Raw genomic sequence first — 20,051 nt, 5'->3', positions numbered from 1 at the left:
GGTCCCGGCGCCCGGCGCCCGGCGCCCGGCGTGTCCCGGGCGCCTCAGCCGGCCTCGATGTGCCGTTCGAGGCCGGTGACCAGCGCCTCGAACACCACCCGGCAGCGCGGGCTGTCGCGCAGGTCCTCGTGCATCGTGATCCAGGTCTCCAGCGGGATGCTGAAGACCTCGGCGAGCACGCGCCGGACCGCCGGGTCGCGCCTGGCCAGTCCCGTCTGGCAGACCCCGATCCCCGCGCCCGCGCGGATCAGCGCCAGCTGCGCCAGGTCGCTGTCCGCGCGCACCGCGAAGTTCTCCCGCTCGAACTGCGGGAAGCGCCGCGCCAGCGCCCGCACGTAGGGCGGCGTGTCGTCGTAGCCGATCAGCGCATGCCCGTCGGCCAGCAGCGCCGGCATCGACGCCGGCGTCCCGCGCGCCGCCAGGTAGCGCTCATGCGCATGCAGGCCGAGCTCGATCACCCCGACCCGCCGCGCGATCAGCTGCTCCTGCTTCGGCGGGGTCATCCGGATTGCGATGTCGGCCTCGCGCCGCAGCAGGTCCTGGACCTTGTTGGTCAGCGCCAGTTCCACGACCAGCGCCGGATGCCGTTCCCGCAGCGCGGCGATCAGCGGCGGCAGGATCTCCACGCCGACCACCTCGCTCGCGGTCACCCGCACCACGCCGCGCACGCCGTCGCCATGGCTGCGCGCGGTGCGCTCCAACGCGGCCGCCGTGCTGTCCATCGCCTCCGCGTAAGGCCGCAAGGCCAGCGCCGCCTCGGTCGGCAGCAGGCCCGCGGGCGTGCGCACGAACAGCGACTGCCCCACCTGCGCCTCCAGCGCCGCCACGTGCCGGCCCACCGTCGGCTGCGTCAGGTCCAGCACCCGTGCCGCGCCGGATAGCGAGCCCTCGCGCAACACCCCCAGGAAGGAGCGATACCACTCCCATGCGATCGTCGAAGCCATACAGAAATGTATAGCTGCCCGTCGATGCTCGGTAATTTTCAGGAAAGTCGCCATTTCCCAGAATCCGTCCCATGCCTTCCCCACAACAGGAGCGGAACATGGATGCGATGACTTCGATGGATGCGATCGGCGTGCTGGCCGCGATGACGGCGGTGGCCAAGCGCACGGCGCTGGTGCTGGGCGCCAGCGGCGGGATCGGCGGCGCGGTGGCCCGGGCGCTGCGCGACGCCGGCTGGACGGTCAAGGCGCTCCAGCGCGGACTGGCCGGCGAGTCCGAGCACCGCGACGGCCTGCACTGGCTGCGGGGCGACGCGCTCGACGCCCAGGATGTGCAGCGTGCCGCCCAGGGCTGCGACGTGATCGTCCACGCGGTGAACCCGCCCGGCTACCGCCGCTGGAGCGAGCTGGTGCTGCCGATGCTCGACAACACGATCGCCGCCGCCGCGGCGCGCGGCGCGACCGTCGTGCTGCCGGGCACCGTCTACAACTTCGGCCCGGACGCGCTGCCGCATCCGGCCGAGGACGCGCCGCAGCGCCCGCGGACCCGCAAGGGCGCGATCCGGGTGGAGATGGAACGCCGCCTGCGCGAGGGCGCCGAGCGCGGCCAGTTCCGCGCCATCGTGCTGCGCGCCGGCGACTTCTTCGGCCCGGGCGCGGCCAACAACTGGTTCTCGCAGGGCCTGGTGACGCCGGGCCGGCCGGTGACGCGGATCCAGCAACCGGGCACCGACGGCGTCGGCCACCAGTGGGCCTACCTGCCCGACGTCGCGGCGGCGATGGCGGCGCTGATCGCGCGCCGAGACGCGCTGCCCGCGTTCGCCCGCTTCCACTTCGAAGGCCATTGGGACGCCGACGGCCGCCAGATGGCGGCGGCGATCCAGCGCGTGGTGAAGCGCCGCACCGGCGCGATGCCCAAGCTCGCGCGCTTCCCGTGGTGGGCGGTGCGGCTGGCGCAGCCGGTGGTGCCGCTGTTCCGCGAACTCGCCGAGATGCGCTACCTGTGGCGCGAGCCGCTGCGCATGGACGGCGCCCGGTTGGCGGCCGAGCTGCGCCGCGACGGCGGCGTGCCGCACACGCCGCTGGAGCTGGCGGTGGAGCGCACGCTGGCCTCGCTGGGCTGCCTGCCGGACGCGCCGACCGACGCGCTCACGCGAAGTACTGCTGGCGCAGGCGCTCGTAGCGCCCGTCCCGCCTGATCCGGTCCAGCGCGGCCTGCAGCCGCCGCGCCAGGGCCGGATCGCCGTCCGCCGGCATCCCGAACCAGTAGGACTTGTCCACGTCCAGCGGCAGCACCGGCGTCAGCGCCTCGTAGGGCAGCTTCATCTCGCGCAGGTGCCAGGCCGCGGCCCAGTCCAGCAGCACGATCAGGTCCATGCGGCCGGCGAGCAGCTTGCGCAGGTTGGTGGCGTCGTCCAGCCCCAGTTCCAGGTCGGTCTCCGGACGCAGGCCTTCCGCCAGCAACTGCTTGGCCGAGGCCGAGTCGCGCGACACGCCCAGCCGCCAGCCGTTGAGCTGCTTCAGGCTGGCCGGCCGCACCTCGGTGCGATGGCTCAGCCGGTAGACGAGGATGCGACGCGGGCTGATCGGCCCGATCCAGCGGAACTGGGCTTCGCGTTCCGGCGTGCGCGTCAGCGAGAACAGCACGCTGTCGGCCTGCCGCGCCGATTCCTGCACCGAGCGCTGCCAGGGCAGCACCTCGACGCGCAGCCGCTGGCCGGCCTCGGCGGCCATCGCCTGCAGCAGCTCGGTGGCGAAGCCGCGCGGCACGCCGTTGTCGGCGTAGTTCAGCGGCGGCAGGTTCTCGGTGAAGCCGACCAGCTCGCCGGGGCCGTCCGCGGGGCGCCGGGAGGCCCAGGCCGCCGCCGGCATCGCGCCCGGCAGCAGCGCGGCCGCGAGCAGGAGGCAGCAGCGGCGGCGCTCCGGCGAGGGCTCGATCACGTGGGGCATCGCACCAGTGTAGGAAGCGGGCATGACAGGCCGTGCGCTGGCGCGGGGCCAGGCGCCACGGCTGTGCGAATAGCCGGCTCAGGCGTCCATCTGCTTCTGGAAGACCAGGCCCGCGTGCTCGCGCAGCGCATGGAACCTGATCTTGGGCCAGTTCTCCTGCATCGCGCGGAGCTCGCCGGCGTACTCGAGCAGCACCGTCGGCGCGTTGACCGCGTCCCAGGCCACGCGGTGGGCGTTGTGGTCGATGAAGCGGCGCAGTTCCTTCTCGCCGCCGTCGGCCTCGTCGCAGGTTACCCAGCGCGCGACGTTGTAGCGCGCCGCCATGACGCGGGCCTTGACCCCGTATTCATGTTCCAGCCGGTGGGCGACCACCTCGAACTGCAGCTGGCCGACCGCGCCCAGCAGCAGCACGCTGCCGGCCTCGGGACGGAAGACCTGGATCGCGCCTTCCTCGCCGAGCTGGCGCAGGCCCTCGCGCAGCTGCTTGGTCTTGAGCGGGTCCGCCACTTCGACCGAGCGGAACATCTCCGGCGCGAAGAACGGCAGGCCGGTGTACTGCAGCGCCTCGCCCTCGGTGATCGTGTCGCCGAGCTGCAGCACGCCGTGGTTGGGGATGCCGATGATGTCGCCGGCGAAGGCCTCGTCCAGCAGCTCGCGGCGCTGCGACAGGAAGCTCACCACCGTGTTGGGCCGCAGCTCCTTGCCGGAGCGCACGACCTTGAGCCGCATGCCGCGCTCGAAGTGGCCCGAGGCCACGCGCAGGAACGCGATCCGGTCCCGGTGCGCCGGGTCCATGTTGGCCTGGATCTTGAAGACGACGCCGGTGAACTTCGGTTCCTCCGGCTGCACGACGCGCTGCATCGCGGCGCGCTCGGCCGGCGCGGGCGCCAGCTCGACCAGCGCGTCCAGCACCTCCTGCACGCCGAAGTTGTTCACCGCGGAGCCGAAGAACATCGGCGTCTGGCGGCCGCTCAGGAACGCCTCCTCGTCGAAGGCGGGCGCGGCCTCGCTGACCAGCTCGATCTCGCCCTGCGCGTTCTCGTACTGCATGCCGAAGCGCTCGACATAGGCCGGGTTGTCCAGGCCGTCCAACACCTCCTCGGTCCCGGCGGCACGGTCCTCGCCCGGCGAGAACACCCGCATGCGCTGCTGGCGCAAATCCATCACGCCATGGAAATGCTTGCCCATGCCCACCGGCCAGGTGAACGGCACCACCGTCATCCCCAGCTCGCGCTCGATCTCGTCCATCAGCGCCAGCGGCTCCTGGACCTCACGGTCCAGCTTGTTCACGAAGGTCAGGATCGGCGTGTTGCGGGCGCGGCAGACCTGCAGCAACCGCCGGGTCTGCGGCTCCACGCCATTGGCCGCGTCGATCACCATCAGCGCCGCGTCCACCGCGGTCAGCACGCGGTACGTGTCCTCCGAGAAGTCCTGGTGGCCCGGGGTGTCCAGCAGGTTGATCACGCAGTCGCGGTACTCCATCTGCATCACCGACGACGCCACCGAAATGCCACGCTGCTTCTCGATCTCCATCCAGTCAGAAGTCGCATGCCGCGAGGCCTTGCGCGCCTTCACCGAACCGGCAATCTGGATCGCGCCGGAAAACAGCAGCAACTTCTCCGTCAGCGTGGTCTTGCCCGCGTCAGGGTGGGAAATGATGGCGAAGGTGCGGCGGCGGCGGACTTCGGATTGAATACGGCTGGGCTGGTCGGTGGACATGGCGGCTCTTGGGCGGCGAACTCGCGATTATCGGGGGTCTCGTGTGGACTGCGCCCGTCGGCGGGAGCCGGCCTGGGGGCTGCTCCCACGCTGGCGGGGCTTAACCGCAGGTCGCAGCCCCCAGGCCGGCTCCCGCCGACTCTGGATCACGGACTGCGTGGCGGTGCGTCATGCGTCGGCCATGAACGGGCGGACGCGGGCGAGCAGGCGCTCGACGTACTCGGCCTTCTCGCCGACCGGCGCGGCATAGGTCAACGCGTCGCGGGTGGCGGCCTCGCCCGCCTTGCTCCACATCAGCCAGGCCGACAGGTACTGCGATGCCAGGCAACCGCCCGAGGTCGCCACCGGGCCGCGGGCATGGAAGGGCTCGTCGAGCACGCGCACGCCGGCCTCCACGAGCCAGGGGCGGGTCGACGAATCGGTGCAGGCGGGGGCGTCGCCCAGCAGGCCGAGCCGCGCCACCAGCAGCGCGCCCGAGCACTGCGACGCGATCAGCTGCCGCGTCGGGTCGATCTGCAGCCGGTCCAGCAGCGCGGAGTTCTCCGCGATCGCCCGCGTGTAGATGCCCGAGCCGAACCAGACCGCGTCGGCCTCGTTGGCCCATTCCAGCGAGCGCTTGAGCTGCACCGTCACGCCGTTCATCGACGTGACCGTCGCGCCCGGCCCGCACAGCTCCGCGGACCAGCCCAGCGGCTTGAGCCGGTTCAGCAGTCCCAGCGGGACGAAGCTGTCGATCTCGTTGAAGCCGTCGAAGGAAAGGAGGGCGATGCGCATGGGGCGTCCCGCGAGGCGATGCGGCCCACTGTAGCGCCGTGGCCCGCGCGGCCCAAGCCGGTGGGGTTATTGGCTCTCGGGCCCCGCGCCGCCGACCGTGCCCAGCGTGCCGAGCTGCGTCCCGATGCGCGTCAGCAGGTGCGCGCGCACGCGCTGGATCACCTCGGCCGCGTCCGCCGGGCCGAGTTCCTCCGCGAGCCGGGCCTGGACCTCGTAATGCAGGTAGAGCATCCCCCGCAGTTTTTCGAAGCCGCCTTCATGCCCGTCGCGGCAGACCCGCGCGTCGTTGTCCAGCACGCGCTCGATCACCCCCGGATCCAGCAGGCGGATGTGGCACATGATCGCCAGCTGCGCGATCTCCAGGTCCACGTCGTGGACCGTCTTCTCCCATTCCTCGGCGCTGTAGCGCTGCTTGGGCGTTCTCATCGGGATCTCCTTTCCACGCGGGAATCACGGAACAAGGCGGACCGGGAACAAGGCGCGGCGCGCGTCACGGACACGCCGCCGGCAAGGAAACAAGGAAACGCCGTCGCGCGTCGCCGGCGTCGCCGTCCGGCTCACTCGCCGGCGAGCAGCCGGAAGGCGTGCCGGGCCATCATGAATTCCTCGTCGGTCGGGATGACCCAGGCCTCGCAGCGGCTGTCGACGGTGCTGATGCGGCGTTCGGGCGGGCCCTCGCGATTGGCGACGTCCTGCACCGACAGCCCCAGCCACAGGCAGCGCGACAGCACGCGGCGCCGGATCTCGGTCGCATGCTCGCCGATGCCGGCGGTGAACACCAGCCCGTCCAGGCCGCCCATCTCCGCGGCCAGCGCGCCGATCTCGCGGGCGACGCGGTGCACGAAGACGTCGATCGCGAAGCGCGCCCGCGGCGCGTCGCTGGTCAGCAGCTGGCGCATGTCGCTGGACACGCCCGACAGCCCCAGCAGCCCGGACTGCTTGTAGAGCAGCGCCTCCAGGTCGCGCGCGTCCATGCGCTGCTCGTCCATCAGGTAGATCAGCACGCCGGGGTCGACCGCGCCGCTGCGCGTGCCCATCGGCAGGCCGTCCAGCGCGGTGAAGCCCATGCTGCTGGCCACGCTGCGGCCGCGGTGCATCGCGCAGGCGCTGGCGCCGTTGCCCAGGTGCAGCACGACGGTGCGTCCGTCCGCCAGCCGCGGCGACAGCGCCGGCAGCCGCGACGCGATGTACTCGTAGCTGAGCCCGTGGAAGCCGTAGCGGCGCACGCCGGCCTCGAACAGCGCATAGGGCAGCGCGAAGGCATCGGCGATGTCGGACTGGCCGCGGTGGAAGGCGGTGTCGAAGCAGGCGACCTGCGGCAACCCCGGCAGCGCCGCGAACGCGCGCCGGATCGGCGCCAGGTTGTGCGGCTGGTGCAGCGGCGCCAGCGGGACCAGCGTCTCCAGCTGCGCCAGCACCGGCGGCGTCACCACCACCGGCTGGTCGAAGGCGGTGCCGCCGTGCACGACGCGGTGCCCGATGCCCAGCATCTCGATGCCGGGGAACTCGTGGGTGACGAACTCGACGAGGTGGTCGAGCGCGCCGTCATGCGTGAGCCGCGCGTCGACCGGCCAGGCGCGCGAACCCGCCGGCGAGCCGTCGGCGTGGACGGCCTCGAAGCGCGGCGCCGAGGTGCCCAGGCCCTCGACCTGCGCGCGCAGTTCCAGCCGCAGCGGGCCTTGGCGGCGGTCGTCGTGCAGCGAGAACATCGACAGCTTGATGCTGGAGGACCCCGCGTTGACCACCGCGATGAATTCGCCTTCGAGCCGTGGATCCATCGCTCACCCCATGATGTGATAACCGCCGTCGACGTACAGCGTGGTGCCGGTGATGAGCCGCGCGGGATCGGCCGCGAGCATCGCGGTCGCGTAGCCGACGTCGTCGATCGTGGCCAGCGCGTGCGCCGGGGCGCGGGCCGCGGCGTCGGCCAGCAGCGCGTCGAACTCCGCCAGCCCCGAGGCCGCGCGCGTCGCGATCGGCCCCGGCGAGATCGCATGCACCCGGATGCCCGACGGCCCCAGTTCATGCGCCAGGTAGCGCACCGACGCCTCCAGCGCCGCCTTCACCGGGCCCATCAGGTTGTAGTGCTCGACCACGCGGCTGGCGCCCTGGAAGCTCATCGTGAACAGCGTGCCGCCGCCGGCGCGCATCAGCGGTTCGGCCAGCCGCGCCATCCGGATGAAGCTGTGGCACGAGATGTCCATCGCCATCGCGAAGCCGGCCGCGCTGCTGTCGACCAGGCGGCCGTGCAGGTCGTCCTTGGGCGCGAACGCGATCGAATGCAACGCCGCGTGCAGCACGCCCCAGCGCGCCGAGATCGCGTCGAAGACGGCGTCGAGCGCCTCGGGCTCGCGCAGGTCCAGCGGCAGCAGCAGCTCGGCGCCGAGCTCCTCGGCCAGCGGCTTCACATGCGGCAGCGCCTTGTCGTTGAGGTAGGTCAGCGCCAGGTCCGCGCCCATCGCGCGGAAGGCGCGGGCGCAGCCGTAGGCGATCGACTGGTCGTTGGCGATGCCGGTGACCAGCACCTTGCGGCCCGCCAGCAGCCGGCCGTAGGGGGAGGCCGCGGTCATGCGGCCGCCTTGCGCCGGCGCGCCGGCCGGGGCGCGGGGGAGGCCGCGATCGACACCGTCGCCGCGGCCGGCGCGGACAGCGCCAGCGCCATGTCCGCCACGTGCGCCGGATCGACCTGCAGCAGCTCGTGCACGTAGCGCGCGGCGGGCGACTGCGGATCGGCGAGCTCCGATTCCGCCATCAGCACCGCGCTGGCCAGCGCCAGCGCCTGCTCCCGGTCCTCGAGCGTGGGCAGCAGTCGCGGCAGCGCGGCCATCGCCTCGTCCCGCGCGAAGGTCACGATCAGCGCCTGCCGGTGCAGCAGCGTGGCCCAGTCCTCGGTGGGCGCCGCGGCGACGGCGCCCTCGGCCTCGGCGGCCATGCGCCTATGCGCGTCCGCCAGCTGCTGGCCCAGGATCAGCCCGCGCCGCTGCACGACGCCGCGATGCGCCAGCCCGGCCAGCAGGATGCGGCAGACCGCGTCGGCGAAGCCGCCTTGCTCGACCTGCTCGAGCGCGACGCGCCGGCCGTCCGCCTCGTCGGCGGCTGCGTGCGCGGCGCCCGAGGCCTGGTCCGACTCGCGCGGCGGCAGCAGCGCGCCCAGGCCGCGCGGTCCGTAGACCGCCTCGACCCAGTGCACCAGCGCCGCGTCGCGCTGCTGGCCCACGCGGTCCAGCGATTCGCTGATCCAGCGCGAGCCGAGTTGTTCCCACTGCAGCCAGGGGTTGTCCGGCGCCACGGTCTGGCGGCGTTCGCGCGCGGCGTCGGCGGCCTGGCGGATCCAGGGCGCGAGCGGATGCAGGTCGGAGACCGCCAGGTGCTGCTGGCGCAGCGGATGCCACCAGCGCAGCCAGTCGCCGAGCGCCTTGCTGCCCATGGCGCGCACCGCCGGCTGCAGCCACTGGCGGTAGCGGCGCATGTTCATCTCGGAGACCTGCGCGATGGTGCTGAACAGCGCTTCGTCGCGGCGGCATTCGGGGTTCAGCGCGCGCAGGTCGTCGACGGTGCGGGTCTCGAAGCTGACCGAGTAGTCGCCCGATTCCAGCGCCGCCAGCGGCGCGTCGGGATCGCGGGCGTCGATCTTCATCTCGTACAGGCCGGGCGGCAGCGCGGTGATCTGCTCGAGGGTGTCGACGATCTGTTCATGCTCGCGCCGCGCGATGGAGCCGCCGACGAAGATGCCCAGGTGCCCGATGCGCGGATGCAGCATGTAGACGATGGTGCGGCCGGCCTTGACCAGCGCCTTCTCGCTGCCCCAGACGTCGATGATCCAGTCCAGCGCCTGTTGCGGCGGGGTGATGTTGTCGCCCCAGGACGCGAAGATCACCATCGGCGCGGCGATGTTGCGCAGGTCCAGCCGGTAGCCCTCCATCTCGACCTCGCCGCGCGCCAGGCGGTTGCCGATGAACAGGTTCTCGACGATCGCCTCGATCTCCTCGCCGGTCATGCGGAAGTAGCCGCCCCACCAGCGCTCGAAGTCGAGGAAGCGCTCGCGCTCGACGTCGACGTTGGCATAGAGGTGGTAGTACTTGTCCCACCAGGTGTTGGCCAGGTTGAGGTTCTCGAAGTTGGAGACCAGGTGCGCGCCGTCGAAGCGGTCGCCGCCGAGGTCGGCCGACAGCGCCGACAGCCACGCCCCGCCGAGCGCGCCGCCGGCGTAGCGCATCGGGTTCTGCTCCGGCGAGCCGGCCCAGTACGACAGCGGCGCGCCGTTGAGCACGATCGGGCCCATCAGGTCGCTGCGCACGGCGGCCAGCGCCGCCACCGCCCAGCCCGCCTGGCAGTTGCCGATCACCGCCGGCAGGCCCGGCGCCTTCGGATGGCGGCGGGCGACTTCCTCGAGGAACTGCGCCTCGGCGCGGGCGACGTCCAGCAACGTCTGGCCCTCGACCGGCTCCGGCTCGAAGGTGATGAAGTAGACCGGGTGGCCGGCGCGCAGCGCGACGCCGATCTCGGAATCGGGCTTGAAGCCGCCGATGCCGGGCCCATGGCCGGCGCGCGGATCGATGACGACGATGGGGCGGCGCGCCGGATCCACGACCGCGCCGTCGGGCGGCAGGATGCGCAACAGCGCGTAGTTGCAGGGCTGGGCCAGGTCGCGGCCGTCGATCAGCAGTTCATGCTCGAACTTCAGCAGCGCCGGCTTGCCCGCGTGCAGGTGATCCAGGAACACGTTGCCGCGTTCCCGCATCGTGTCCAGCGTCAGCGCCGCGCGCTGCCAGGCATCCGTCGCATAGGTCTGCCAGTCGTGGAACCACTCCGCCATGCGCATGCTCCCAGCCGGGTCGCGGCTTGCTTTGTTGCACCGCAGCATGCATCATCGACCGCGATCGATTGTTAAAACCCGAGGGAGAAGCAGGGTGATCGACCAACGTCCGAGCGTGCATCCGCTCAACCCCCAGGCGCACAGCGCCCATCCCCACTACGACCGCCTGATCGAGGCCGTGCGGCACCTGCCGCCGCTGCGCATGGCGGTGGTCCATCCGTGCAGCGACGTGGCGCTGCTGGCCGCGACCGAGGCCGCGTCGCTGGGGCTGATCGAGCCGATCCTGATCGGTCCGGCGGCCAAGATCGCCGAGGCCGCGTCGGCGGCCGGCGTCGACCTGGGGCGCTTCGCGCTGTTCGACGTGCCGCACAGCCACGCGGCGGCGGAACTGGCGGTGGCGATGGCGCTCAAGGGCAGCGTGGACGCGCTGATGAAGGGCAGCCTGCACACCGACGAGCTGATGGGCGCGGTGGTGCGGCGCGAGGGCGGGCTGCGGACCGGGCGGCGCATCAGCCACTGCTTCGTGATGGACGTGCCGGGGCATCCGCAGCCGCTGATCATCTCGGACGCGGCGATCAACATCGTGCCGACGCTGGAGGAGAAGGTCGACATCGTCCAGAACGCGATCGACCTGGCGCATGCGCTGCGGCTGCCGGAGGTGCGGGTGGCGCTGCTGTCGTCGATGGAGACGGTGAACCCGAAGGTGCCGTCGACGATGGACGCGGCGGCGCTGTGCAAGATGGCCGACCGCGGCCAGATCACCGGCGCGGTGCTGGACGGGCCGCTGGCGATGGACAACGCGATCGACCCGGAGGCGGCCCGCATCAAGGGCATCGCGTCGCCGGTGGCGGGCAAGGCCAACGTGCTGATCGTGCCGGACCTGGACGCCGGCAACATGCTGGCCAAGAGCCTGAGCTTCCTGGCCCAGGCCTACGCGGCGGGCGTGGTGCTCGGCGCGAAGGTGCCGATCGTGCTGACCAGCCGGGCCGATTCGCGGACCGCGCGGCTGGCGTCGTGCGCGCTGGCCTCGATGCTGGCCGACGCGCGCCGGGCAGGACGGATCAAGGCGGTGGGCTGAAGCTGACGCGACGAGCCGGCGGCTTGTCTCCGGGAGGGAGACCGTTCGCGCACGCGCCTGGCGTCCCCGTCGAACGGGGGATGGCGGCAGATTGATGCGCCCCTGTCAGGGCGATGGCCTTGAAATGCGAAGTCTGAAGAATGGCTGTTATTGATCTGCCATTGACTTTGTATGCCGCTGATCGTCGATCTCTTATTGCCTCGGACCCCGATTTCCCATCAGTCGAAGAACGTCGAGCATAAAAGGGCGTGGCGGGATTTCGTCTATGGGCGCGCGATGCAAGTCTGGCCGACTAAACCGTTGATAGACTGCGATCTGAAGTTCACCATGGTGTATCTCACTTCCGATCGGGACGCGGGAGATATCAATAACTTCGTCAAGCCAGTCCAGGACGCGCTGTGCTCACTTATTTATGCTGACGATGCCATGATCATGGATATATCGGCCCATCTTCGAGTATGCGAGAGCCAGCATTCAATGGGCTTGCCGGCATTGCTGGCAAACGCGTGTGATCTGGGCCAGCCCTGCGTCTACGTGGCCATCTCCGATTCCGGGGATTTGCAAGAGGAGTTCGTATGACTCGAATGAAGTTCGACACGCCCCGGAAGGCGGCTCGAATCGTCGCCAAGCGATTGGAGGCTGACGGCCATGTGGTGATGATGGATCCGGACCTGGCCCTCGTTCCCTTTTCCCTGAATGGTTATCTGCCGGATTTGCTGGCATGGAAGGACGGTCGACATTTGATTGTCGATGTCAGTTTCCCAGGGCGGGTGCTCCGCGCCCATTCGATGCGTCCGGAAACTGCCGAGATTCATCGCCATCCAGGGTGGGATGTGCTGTTTTGCATCGTGTCCGAAGGCGAGCTCTTCGCGGAATCCTCAAGCGCGATGGGAATGGCGACATGGGAGGAAATCGAAGGCCGCTTGTCGGATATCGACCGGTTGGGCATCCGCGCGGAAACGGCGGGATTCATCGTGCCGGCACTCTGGACCGCGCTGCTTCAGTTCTTGAAGATGCTGCTGCACAAGGACGGTGAAAAGGTCGAAGGATGTGCCGACCTCAGCGTGCTGACCAAGGCATATTCACTTGGATATATCTCCCATGGACAGTTCCAGACCATGCAGTACTTCCTGTCGACACGCAATGCGGCGGTTCACGGCCTCGATTTCCAGGTCACGCCGGAGGACTGCCAAGACATGCGCGACTTGATCAGCGAATTGGCCACGCAAATGGCGATCGCGTAGCCCGGTCTGGTTCGGGGCGGCAAAAGGAAAGGGGACCCGCGGGTCCCCTTCGTGTTCACCGGGCAGGTGCGCCGGCGGCGCACCGCCACATCACTCTTCCAACAGCGAGCGCAGCATCCACGCGGTCTGCTCGTGCACCGTCAGGCGCTGGGTGAGCAGGTCGGCGGTCGGTTCGTCGCTGGCCTTGTCGACCAGGCTGAACAGCGAGCGCGCGGTGCGGGCAACGCCTTCATGGCCGTCGACCAGGATGCGGACCATGTCCAGCGCCTTCGGCGGCGAGGACGGCGCGTCCGGCAGCGAGCTCAGCTGCGCGAACTGCGCGTAGGAACCCGGCGCCGCGTGGCCCAGCGAGCGGATGCGCTCGGCGATCGGATCGACCGCGCCCCACAGCTCGGTGTACTGGCCCATGAACATCGCGTGCAGCGAATTGAACATCGGCCCCGTCACGTTCCAGTGGAAGTTGTGCGTGGTCAGGTACAGCGTGTAGGTGTCGGCCAGCAGCTTGGACAGGCCTTGCGCGATCGCCGCGCGGTCCTTGTCGCTGATGCCGATCTGGATGGACGGCGCGCCCTTGGCGGAGGCGGCCTTGGCGGGAGAGGGGCTCTTCTTGGCCATCGAGGGACTCCTTCTTGGGAATGAAGACAAAAACGCCGCCCAGACTAACCCATCCAGGTGGCGTTGTCGTACGTCAGACGGTCGTGTGCCGCATCCAGTCGACCAGCGTCTGCGCGTTCAGCACGGCGCCGGCGGCGACCAGCAGCCAGCCCACGGTGCGTTGTCCGTTCTTGAGGGTCATGTCTTGCTCCTTCATGGGCCGGCCACGGGGGCTCAGGCGGTGTGCTCGATGTCGAGTGCGGCCAGCGCGGCGCGCACGACGCGGCCGTAGTCCGGATCGGCCCGGTCGAAGTGGCCGAGCTGGCGGTCGACGATGAAGGCCGGCACGCCGCGCATCGACTCCGCGATGTTGCGGCCCAGCCGCTGCTGCTGCTCGGCGCCCAGCAGGCGGAACAGCGCGCCGGGCTGCGCGTAATCGTCGTTGCCGTCGCGGTGGTCGAAGCGCGCCGCGTCGCCGCTCAGGCGCAGTGGGGGCTCGGCCACCGACGGGTCCTGCGTCGCGCCGCCGAAGCTGTTGGGCTCGTAGTAGGCGTTGGCGTTGCCGGTCGGGGTGCGGAAGAACTTCATCGACCCGTCCTTGTGATAGTGATGGACGGGGCACTTGGGCGCGTTCACCGGCAGCGCCTCGTAATGCGTGCCCAGGCGGTAGCGGTGCGCGTCCGCGTAGCTGAAGATCCGCGCCTGCAGCACCTTGTCCGGGCTGAAGCCGATGCCCGGGACGACGTTGCTCGGCGAGAACGCGGCCTGCTCGATCTCCTCGAAGTAGTTGTCCGGGTTGCGGTTGAGCTCGAGCACGCCCACCTCGATCAGCGGGTACTCCGCATGCGGCCAGACCTTGGTCAGGTCGAAGGGGTTGTAGGCGGTCTTGTCCGCGTCCAGCTCCGGCATGACCTGCACGTACATCGTCCATTCCGGGAAGTCGCCCTGGCCGATCGCGCCGAACAGGTCTTCCTGGTAGCTCTCGCGGGACTGGCCGATGACGGCGGTGGCCTCGGCATTGGTCATCGTGCGGTGGCCTTGCCGGGTCTTGAAGTGGAACTTGACCCAGAAGCGCTCGCCGTCGGCGTTCCAGAAGCTGTAGGTGTGGGAGCCGTAGCCGTTCATGAAGCGCGGGCTGACCGGGATGCCGCGGTCGCTCATCAGGATCGTGACCTGGTGCAGGCTTTCGGGCGAGAGGCTCCAGAAGTCCCAGGCCGCGGTGCCCGAGCGCAGGTTGGACACCGGATGGCGCTTCTGCGTGCGGATGAAGTCGGGGAACTTCAGCGGGTCGCGGATGAAGAACACCGGTGTGTTGTTGCCGACCAGGTCCCAGTTGCCTTCGTCGGTATAGAACTTCAGCGCGAAGCCGCGGACGTCGCGCTCGGCATCGGCCGCGCCGAGCTCGCCGGCCACCGTCGAGAAGCGCGCCAGCATCGGCGTCTGCTTGCCGACCTCGCCGAACAGCTTCGCGCGGGTGAAGCGGGTGATGTCCTGCGTGACCGTCAGCGTGCCGAAGGCGCCCCAGCCCTTGGCGTGCACGACGCGCTCGGGAATGCGCTCGCGGTTCTGGTGGGCCAGCTTCTCGATCAGCTGCCAGTCCTGCATGAGGACCGGGCCGCGCGGGCCGGCGGTCAGCGAGTTCTGGTTGTCGGCGATCGGCGCGCCGGCCGACGTCGTCATGACCGGGCATTGGGCGGGATGGGGGGGCTTGGCACTCATGGGCACTCCTCGATGCTTCAGACAGGCACGCTTTGTAGGCGTCGGACCCGCCACCGACATCTCCCGGAGGGAGGACCGCGGCGGCGCATGAGGAGGGACTTTAGAGATTGGCTATCGAGGTGGCTATTCGAATAGCCTAAAGGCGGCGATAGGGAAAGACAAAGGCCGCCCGAAGGCGGCCTTTGCTTGCAGGAGCGATCAGGAGCGGATCAGGACTGGGCGCGGCGGCGGCGGCTCCAGCCCAGGCCCAGCAGGCCCAGGCCGGCCAGCGCGAACGAGGCCGGTTCCGGCACCGCGTTGGCTTCGATGAAGGCGCGGTGGATGCTGACCGGCACGAAGCCGTTGAACTCGCCGAACGAGCTGTTCAGGTCGTCGTCGACATCGCCCCAGTCGGAGCCGAAGGTCAGCCCGAAGGAGGTCACCGAGGCCACCTTGCCGTTGATGAACTCCGGACCGCCGGAGTCGCCGCCGGCGGAGGAGACCTCGCTGGCGCCGCGGCCGCGGTCGCAGAACTTGGCGCTCGGCGGCAGGCCCAGGCCCAGCGTGGCGATGTTGCAGGACAGGTCGTTCACGGCCAGGCCGTTGTCGAAGTCCGACAGGTAGGTGTGCTCGATCTGCTCGGCCGGCTCTTCCAGGATGTCCGCCCAGGCGCCGTCGAAGTCGGGATCGCCGAGGCGGAAGTCGTAGCGGTTGTCGCCCTGGCGCAGGCGGCCGGTGCCCAGGTTGGCGCCGACGTCGCCGCCGGTGTCGGAGCGGCCGCCGTAGCCGGCGATGTTGAAGTTCTGGCCGGTCAGGTCGCCGCCGTCGTACAGCTCATGCGACTTCACCGACCAGTCCACCAGGCGGTCCAGCGACAGCACGGCGATGTCGTTCTGGTCGATCACGTCGCCGGTGTAGGCGGTGTGCACGGCGTAGTTGGTGACCGTGTAGGAGAACGTCGGCTGGTTCCAGGTGACGTTGTCCGGGTCGGAGCCGGTGTAGAAGTAGACCGAGGTGCTCAGCGGACGCGCGTTGGTGCCGTCGCTGACGCAGTGGGCGGCGGTCAGGATCGAGCGCTGGTTGGGCAGCAGCGTGCCCGAGCAGATGAACTGGCCGCCCGCGCCGTAGTCCATGATCAGCGTGGCCACGCCGCTGTACTGCGAGCGCGGCGCGTTGTAGCGCGGGTCGCCGCCGCCCACGCCGGTGGCCGTCGAGGTGACCCCGACGATGCTGCTGGACGCGGTCCAGTTCAGGCCGTTGGCGGAGCCGGACACGGTCGCGGGGCCCGCGTGGGCCGCGCCGGCCGCCAGCAGGGCGGCGGCCAGGATCGTCGGACGAAACTTCATGTGATTCCCCCCAGGTGCGATGGATCGGCGGGCTCGGCGTCCGGATCTGGCGCCGGCCGTTCGGGCTGAAGGCCCCGTGAGGCCTCGATGGACCCATCAGGCTATCAACGACACAAACGTGACATATGCACGCAAACCCTGAAGACCCTCGCTTCGGGGGGGCAGGTCTTGCGGGGGAACCGGCGACGCGTCAGGACAGCAGCGTCACGCCGCTCAGCTGGCAGGCATAGACCGCGTTGCGCAGCGCGGCGACCGCCTCGTAGCGGGTGAAGGTGCGGCGCCAGGCGAGCACCACGCGGCGCGTCGGCGCCGGGGCCTCGAACGGGACGTAGCGCAGGTGCGGCGGCACCTGCGCCGGCACGCTCAGCGCCGGCACCACGGTCACGCCCATCCCGGACGCCACCATGTGCTTGATCGTCTCCAGCGAGCTGCCCTCGAAGCTCTTGCGGATGCCCTCGGCGTCGGTGGAGAAGCGCGCGAACTCGGGGCAGACCTCCAGCACGTGGTCGCGGAAGCAGTGCCCGTTGCCCAGCAGCAGCATCGTCTCGGCCTTGAGTTCCTCGGCGCTGATGCGTTCCTTCTTCGCCAGCGGATGCACCGCGGGCACGGCCACGACGAAGGACTCGTCGTACAGCGGCGCCACCGCCAGGCCGGCGTCGGGGAAGGGCTCGGCCATGATGGCGCAGTCCAGCTCGCCGGTGCGCAGCATGTCCAGCAGCTTCTGGGTGAAGTTCTCCTGCAGCATCAGCGGCATGCGCGGGTACAGGTCGATGCAGTGCCGCACCAGCTCGGGCAGCAGGTAGGGGCCGATCGTGTAGATGATCCCCAGCCGCAGCGGGCCGTCCAGCGGGTCCTTGCCGCGCTTGGCGATGTCCTTGATCGCGCTGGCCTGCTCGATCACCGACTGGGCCTGGCGCACGATGTCCTCGCCCAGCGGGGTCATCGTCACCTCGTTGGCGCCGCGCTCGAAGATCTTGACGTCGAGCTCCTCCTCCAGCTTCTTGATCGCCACCGACAGCGTCGGCTGGGACACGAAGCAGGCCTCCGCGGCGCGGCCAAAGTGGCGCTCGCGGGCGACGGCGACGATGTAGCGCAGTTCGGTCAGGGTCATGGGAGCGCCATTGTCCTCAGAAAGCGGCCTCGTGGCACCGTCCCGGTACACTGCCGCCCCACCCCCAGGGGCCGCCCCGGCCCTTCCTCCCAGGGGACACGCATGACTGAACCGACTTCCCCCTACGCCGCGCCGCGGCCCGCCGGCACCCCCGGCGCCGCGCCCGAGCGCAAGCCCGTCACCCTGCAGCGCCTGCTGGACATGCATGCCGCCGGCGAGAAGATCGCGATGCTGACCGCCTACGACGCCACCTTCGCGCAGGCGATGGACGACGCCGGCGTCGACGCGATCCTGATCGGCGACTCGCTGGGCAACGTCGTCCAGGGCCTCAAGACCACGGTGCCGGTGACGCTGGACGCGATGGTCTATCACACCGAGTGCGTCGCCCGCGCGCGCCACACCGCCTGGATCCTGGCCGACCTGCCGTACGGCACGTACCACGAGTCCCCGCAGGTCGCCTGGCGCCACGCGATGCGGCTGGCGCAGGCCGGCGCGCACATGGTCAAGCTCGAGGGCGGCGGCTGGACCACCGAGACCGTGCGTTTCCTGACCGAGCGCGGCTTCCCCGTCTGCGCCCACCTCGGGCTGACGCCGCAGACCGTCACCGCGCTGAGCGGCTACAAGGTGCAGGGCCGCGACGCCGAGAGCGCCGCGCAGATCCAGGCGCATGCGCGCGAGCTGGTCGACGCCGGCGCGCAGATGCTGCTGCTGGAGATGGTGCCCGCCGCGCTCGCGGGCGAGCTGACGCGCGCGCTGGGCGTGCCGGTGATCGGCATCGGCGCCGGGCCCGAGTGCTCCGGCCAGGTGCTGGTGATGCACGACATGCTGGGCGTCGGCACCGGCCGCAAGCCGCGTTTCGTGCGCGACTTCATGCGGGGCTCCGCCTCGGTGGGCGAGGCGTTTGCCCGCTACGTCGCGGACGTGAAGTCCGGCGCCTTCCCGGCGCCCGAGCACAGCTACTGACCATGAAGATCCACCACGACATCGCCGGCCTGCGCGCCGCGCTCGCCGGCGGCCGCCCGGTCGCCTTCGTGCCCACGATGGGCAACCTGCACGACGGCCACCTGGCGCTGGTGCGCCAGGCCCGTGCGGCGGTCGGTCCGGACGGGCTCGTGGTCGCCAGCGTCTTCGTCAACCGGCTGCAGTTCGCGCCGCACGAGGACTTCGACCGCTACCCGCGCACGCTGGCGCGCGACGCCGAACTGCTCGAGGGCGCGACCTGCGACCTCGTCTTCGCGCCCGACGAGCGCGAGATGTACCCCGAGCCGCAGGGCTACAAGGTGCACCCGCCGGTCGAGCTGGCCGACATCCTCGAGGGCCACTTCCGGCCCGGCTTCTTCATCGGCGTCTGCACGGTGGTGGCCAAGCTGTTCCAGATCGTCCAGCCGGACGTGGCGGTCTTCGGCAAGAAGGACTACCAGCAGCTGATGGTGATCCGCCGCATGGTCGACCAGTTGGCGATGCCGATCCGCGTCCTGGCCGGCGAGACCGAGCGCAACGCCGACGGCCTGGCGCTGTCCTCGCGCAACGGCTACCTGAGCGAGCAGCAGAAGCAGGACGCGCTGCTGCTGTCGCGCACGCTGAAGGCGGCGATCGCGCGCTGGCAGTCGGGCGAGCGCGACCTCGACCGGATCGAGGCCGACGCGCTGCAGGCGCTGCGCGACGCGGGCTGGGCGCCGGACTACCTCACGCTGCGCCGCCGGCATGACCTGGCCCCCGCGCGCGACGGCGAACCGCTGGTCGCGCTGGCCGCGGCCCGCATCGGCCAGACGCGCCTGATCGACAACCTCGAGTTCTGAGCGGCGTCGAGTTTCAGCGGCGTTCCATTGGGTCGACGATCCTGGACGTTTCGCGACCGATGGCGACCGGTTCGGTGACGTACGACACCGTGGTGGCGCCGCGTTAGGGAAAGCCCGGTCTGATTTCGTGCGCCGCGCGCACGGGCTCCACCACTTGTGTCGAGCCGACCACGATACTTCGCGCTTCTTTGCCAGAACGGGGGCCACGAGCCTCCCAAGCGAGCCCCCAATGAAGTCGATCTCCACCGGTTCCCTGACCTCCAAGCGCCGCCTGCTGGCGCTGACCGTCGCGCTGGGCGGCGCCCTGACGCTGGCCGCCTGCGGCAGCGGCGACGACGACAACAACAACCCCGTCGAGGCGCCGAAGAAGAACGCCGTGACGACCCCGCCGACGACCACGTGCAGCACCGCCGGTGTCGCCGCGGCCAACGGCGTGACGGGCAACGTGGTGTGCATGCTGACGAGCGACGGCGAGATCGTGATCCAGCTGGACGCGCGCGCGCCGATCACCGTGGCCAACTTCCTGAAGTACGTCAACGCGAAGTACTACGACAACACCATCTTCCATCGCGTGGTGCCGGGCTTCGTGGCGCAGGGTGGCGGCTACTCCAGCGGTTTCGTCGAGAAGACGACCGGCCTGGGTGGCACGATCAAGCTGGAGAGCAATGTCGGCGTGTCCAACGTCAAGTACACGATCGCGATGGCGCGCACGACGGTGTTCGATTCGGCGACGAGCCAGTTCTATTTCAACTCGGTCGACAACAGCGCGACGCTGGACTTCAAGAACACCAACGATCCGGGTTATGCCGCCTTCGGCCGCGTGATCTCGGGCCAGACGACGATCGACAAGATCAACGCCGAGCCGAGCCAGGTGTGGCTGGGCATGGACACGCCCCGCACCGAAGTGCTGCTGTACTGGGCCACCCAGCTGAAGTGACCTCCGCAGGCCTGGGCCCAGCGACCTACCGTGGGGCCCGGACA

At 70.1% G+C, this 20,051-nt stretch carries 19 protein-coding genes; 7 read left to right on the top strand and 12 right to left on the bottom strand.

The genetic code is table 11. The features are described from left to right. Nucleotides 1-44: 44 nt before the first annotated feature. Nucleotides 45-944, bottom strand: coding sequence for a LysR family transcriptional regulator (locus tag N5D62_RS00645; RefSeq protein WP_279755392.1), 900 nt, complete (start codon nt 942-944; stop codon nt 45-47). Nucleotides 945-1,051: 107 nt separating this feature from the next. Between N5D62_RS00645 and N5D62_RS00640 the strand changes: the two genes are divergently transcribed. Beyond that, nucleotides 1,052-2,140, top strand: a complete 1,089-nt coding sequence (locus N5D62_RS00640; protein WP_279755603.1) for an NAD-dependent epimerase/dehydratase family protein — start codon at nt 1,052-1,054, stop codon at nt 2,138-2,140. Here the strand turns inward: N5D62_RS00640 and N5D62_RS00635 are convergent. The 7 genes from N5D62_RS00635 to N5D62_RS00605 form a co-directional block, all read right to left on the bottom strand. Further along, nucleotides 2,091-2,915 (bottom strand): transporter substrate-binding domain-containing protein, encoded by an 825-nt coding sequence (locus N5D62_RS00635; RefSeq protein WP_279755391.1) that lies wholly within the window; start codon nt 2,913-2,915, stop codon nt 2,091-2,093. The two genes, N5D62_RS00640 and N5D62_RS00635, sit on opposite strands and share 50 nt — an antisense overlap. Nucleotides 2,916-2,969: 54 nt before the next feature. Beyond that, nucleotides 2,970-4,610, bottom strand: a complete 1,641-nt coding sequence (locus N5D62_RS00630; protein WP_279755390.1) for a peptide chain release factor 3 — start codon at nt 4,608-4,610, stop codon at nt 2,970-2,972. Nucleotides 4,611-4,778: 168 nt separating this feature from the next. Continuing rightward, nucleotides 4,779-5,384 (bottom strand): DJ-1/PfpI family protein, encoded by a 606-nt coding sequence (locus tag N5D62_RS00625; RefSeq protein WP_279755389.1) that lies wholly within the window; start codon nt 5,382-5,384, stop codon nt 4,779-4,781. A 66-nt stretch (nt 5,385-5,450) separates the two neighbouring features. Then, nucleotides 5,451-5,810 (bottom strand): hypothetical protein, encoded by a 360-nt coding sequence (locus N5D62_RS00620; protein WP_279755387.1) that lies wholly within the window; start codon nt 5,808-5,810, stop codon nt 5,451-5,453. Nucleotides 5,811-5,941: 131 nt separating this feature from the next. Beyond that, nucleotides 5,942-7,162: an acetate/propionate family kinase gene (locus N5D62_RS00615; protein WP_279755386.1), complete on the bottom strand. Its 1,221-nt coding sequence runs from the start codon at nt 7,160-7,162 to the stop codon at nt 5,942-5,944. Nucleotides 7,163-7,165: 3 nt separating this feature from the next. Further along, nucleotides 7,166-7,954 carry an enoyl-ACP reductase FabI gene (gene fabI, locus N5D62_RS00610; RefSeq protein ID WP_279755384.1) on the bottom strand — a complete coding sequence of 263 codons (789 nt, stop codon included), beginning with the start codon at nt 7,952-7,954 and terminating at the stop codon, nt 7,166-7,168. Continuing rightward, on the bottom strand, nt 7,951-10,200 hold the full coding sequence (locus N5D62_RS00605; RefSeq protein ID WP_279755382.1) for a DUF3141 domain-containing protein: 2,250 nt from the start codon (nt 10,198-10,200) through the stop codon (nt 7,951-7,953). The genes fabI and N5D62_RS00605 overlap by 4 nt, the downstream gene beginning before the upstream one ends. Nucleotides 10,201-10,297: 97 nt before the next feature. On the opposite strand from N5D62_RS00605, the gene N5D62_RS00600 reads away from it, so the two are divergent. The 3 genes from N5D62_RS00600 to N5D62_RS00590 all read left to right on the top strand — a co-directional run bounded on the left by N5D62_RS00600 (nt 10,298) and on the right by N5D62_RS00590 (nt 12,522). Next, a complete protein-coding gene (locus N5D62_RS00600) occupies nt 10,298-11,278 on the top strand; it encodes a phosphate acetyltransferase (protein WP_279755602.1) in 981 nt (326 codons plus the stop codon). 171 nt (nt 11,279-11,449) lie between these two features. After that, the gene (locus tag N5D62_RS00595; protein ID WP_279755380.1) at nt 11,450-11,857 is read left to right on the top strand and encodes a RusA family crossover junction endodeoxyribonuclease; all 408 of its coding nucleotides are present in this window, start codon (nt 11,450-11,452) and stop codon (nt 11,855-11,857) included. A gap of 5 nt (nt 11,858-11,862) precedes the next feature. Then, nucleotides 11,863-12,522: a hypothetical protein gene (locus N5D62_RS00590; RefSeq protein ID WP_279755378.1), complete on the top strand. Its 660-nt coding sequence runs from the start codon at nt 11,863-11,865 to the stop codon at nt 12,520-12,522. Between the two features lie 90 nt (nt 12,523-12,612). Here the strand turns inward: N5D62_RS00590 and N5D62_RS00585 are convergent, their stop codons facing one another. The 4 genes from N5D62_RS00585 to N5D62_RS00570 form a co-directional block, all read right to left on the bottom strand. Then, nucleotides 12,613-13,137: a DNA starvation/stationary phase protection protein gene (locus N5D62_RS00585; protein WP_279755377.1), complete on the bottom strand. Its 525-nt coding sequence runs from the start codon at nt 13,135-13,137 to the stop codon at nt 12,613-12,615. Nucleotides 13,138-13,350: 213 nt separating this feature from the next. Then, nucleotides 13,351-14,796 (bottom strand): catalase, encoded by a 1,446-nt coding sequence (locus N5D62_RS00580; protein WP_279755601.1) that lies wholly within the window; start codon nt 14,794-14,796, stop codon nt 13,351-13,353. A gap of 248 nt (nt 14,797-15,044) precedes the next feature. Then, nucleotides 15,045-16,160, bottom strand: a complete 1,116-nt coding sequence (locus tag N5D62_RS00575) for a trypsin-like serine protease (RefSeq protein ID WP_279755376.1) — start codon at nt 16,158-16,160, stop codon at nt 15,045-15,047. Nucleotides 16,161-16,350: 190 nt separating this feature from the next. After that, nucleotides 16,351-17,271, bottom strand: a complete 921-nt coding sequence (locus N5D62_RS00570; RefSeq protein WP_279755375.1) for a hydrogen peroxide-inducible genes activator — start codon at nt 17,269-17,271, stop codon at nt 16,351-16,353. A gap of 102 nt (nt 17,272-17,373) precedes the next feature. Between N5D62_RS00570 and panB the strand changes: the two genes are divergently transcribed. The 3 genes from panB (at nt 17,374) to N5D62_RS00555 (ending at nt 20,007) form a co-directional block, all read left to right on the top strand. Then, a complete protein-coding gene (gene panB, locus N5D62_RS00565; RefSeq protein ID WP_279755374.1) occupies nt 17,374-18,234 on the top strand; it encodes a 3-methyl-2-oxobutanoate hydroxymethyltransferase in 861 nt (286 codons plus the stop codon). A 2-nt stretch (nt 18,235-18,236) separates the two neighbouring features. Further along, a complete protein-coding gene (gene panC / locus N5D62_RS00560; protein ID WP_279755373.1) occupies nt 18,237-19,070 on the top strand; it encodes a pantoate--beta-alanine ligase in 834 nt (277 codons plus the stop codon). Nucleotides 19,071-19,299: 229 nt separating this feature from the next. Continuing rightward, entirely contained in the window at nt 19,300-20,007 is a 708-nt protein-coding gene (locus N5D62_RS00555) for a peptidylprolyl isomerase (protein ID WP_279755372.1), read from the top strand. The last annotated feature ends 44 nt before the right edge of the window (nt 20,008-20,051 follow it).

It is taken from the genome of Mitsuaria sp. GD03876 (assembly GCF_029840635.1).
In the GTDB taxonomy this organism is placed as follows: domain Bacteria; phylum Pseudomonadota; class Gammaproteobacteria; order Burkholderiales; family Burkholderiaceae_C; genus Roseateles.
The sequence above is the reverse complement of the archived record's forward strand: the minus strand, read 5'-3'. Positions and strand labels throughout refer to the sequence as shown.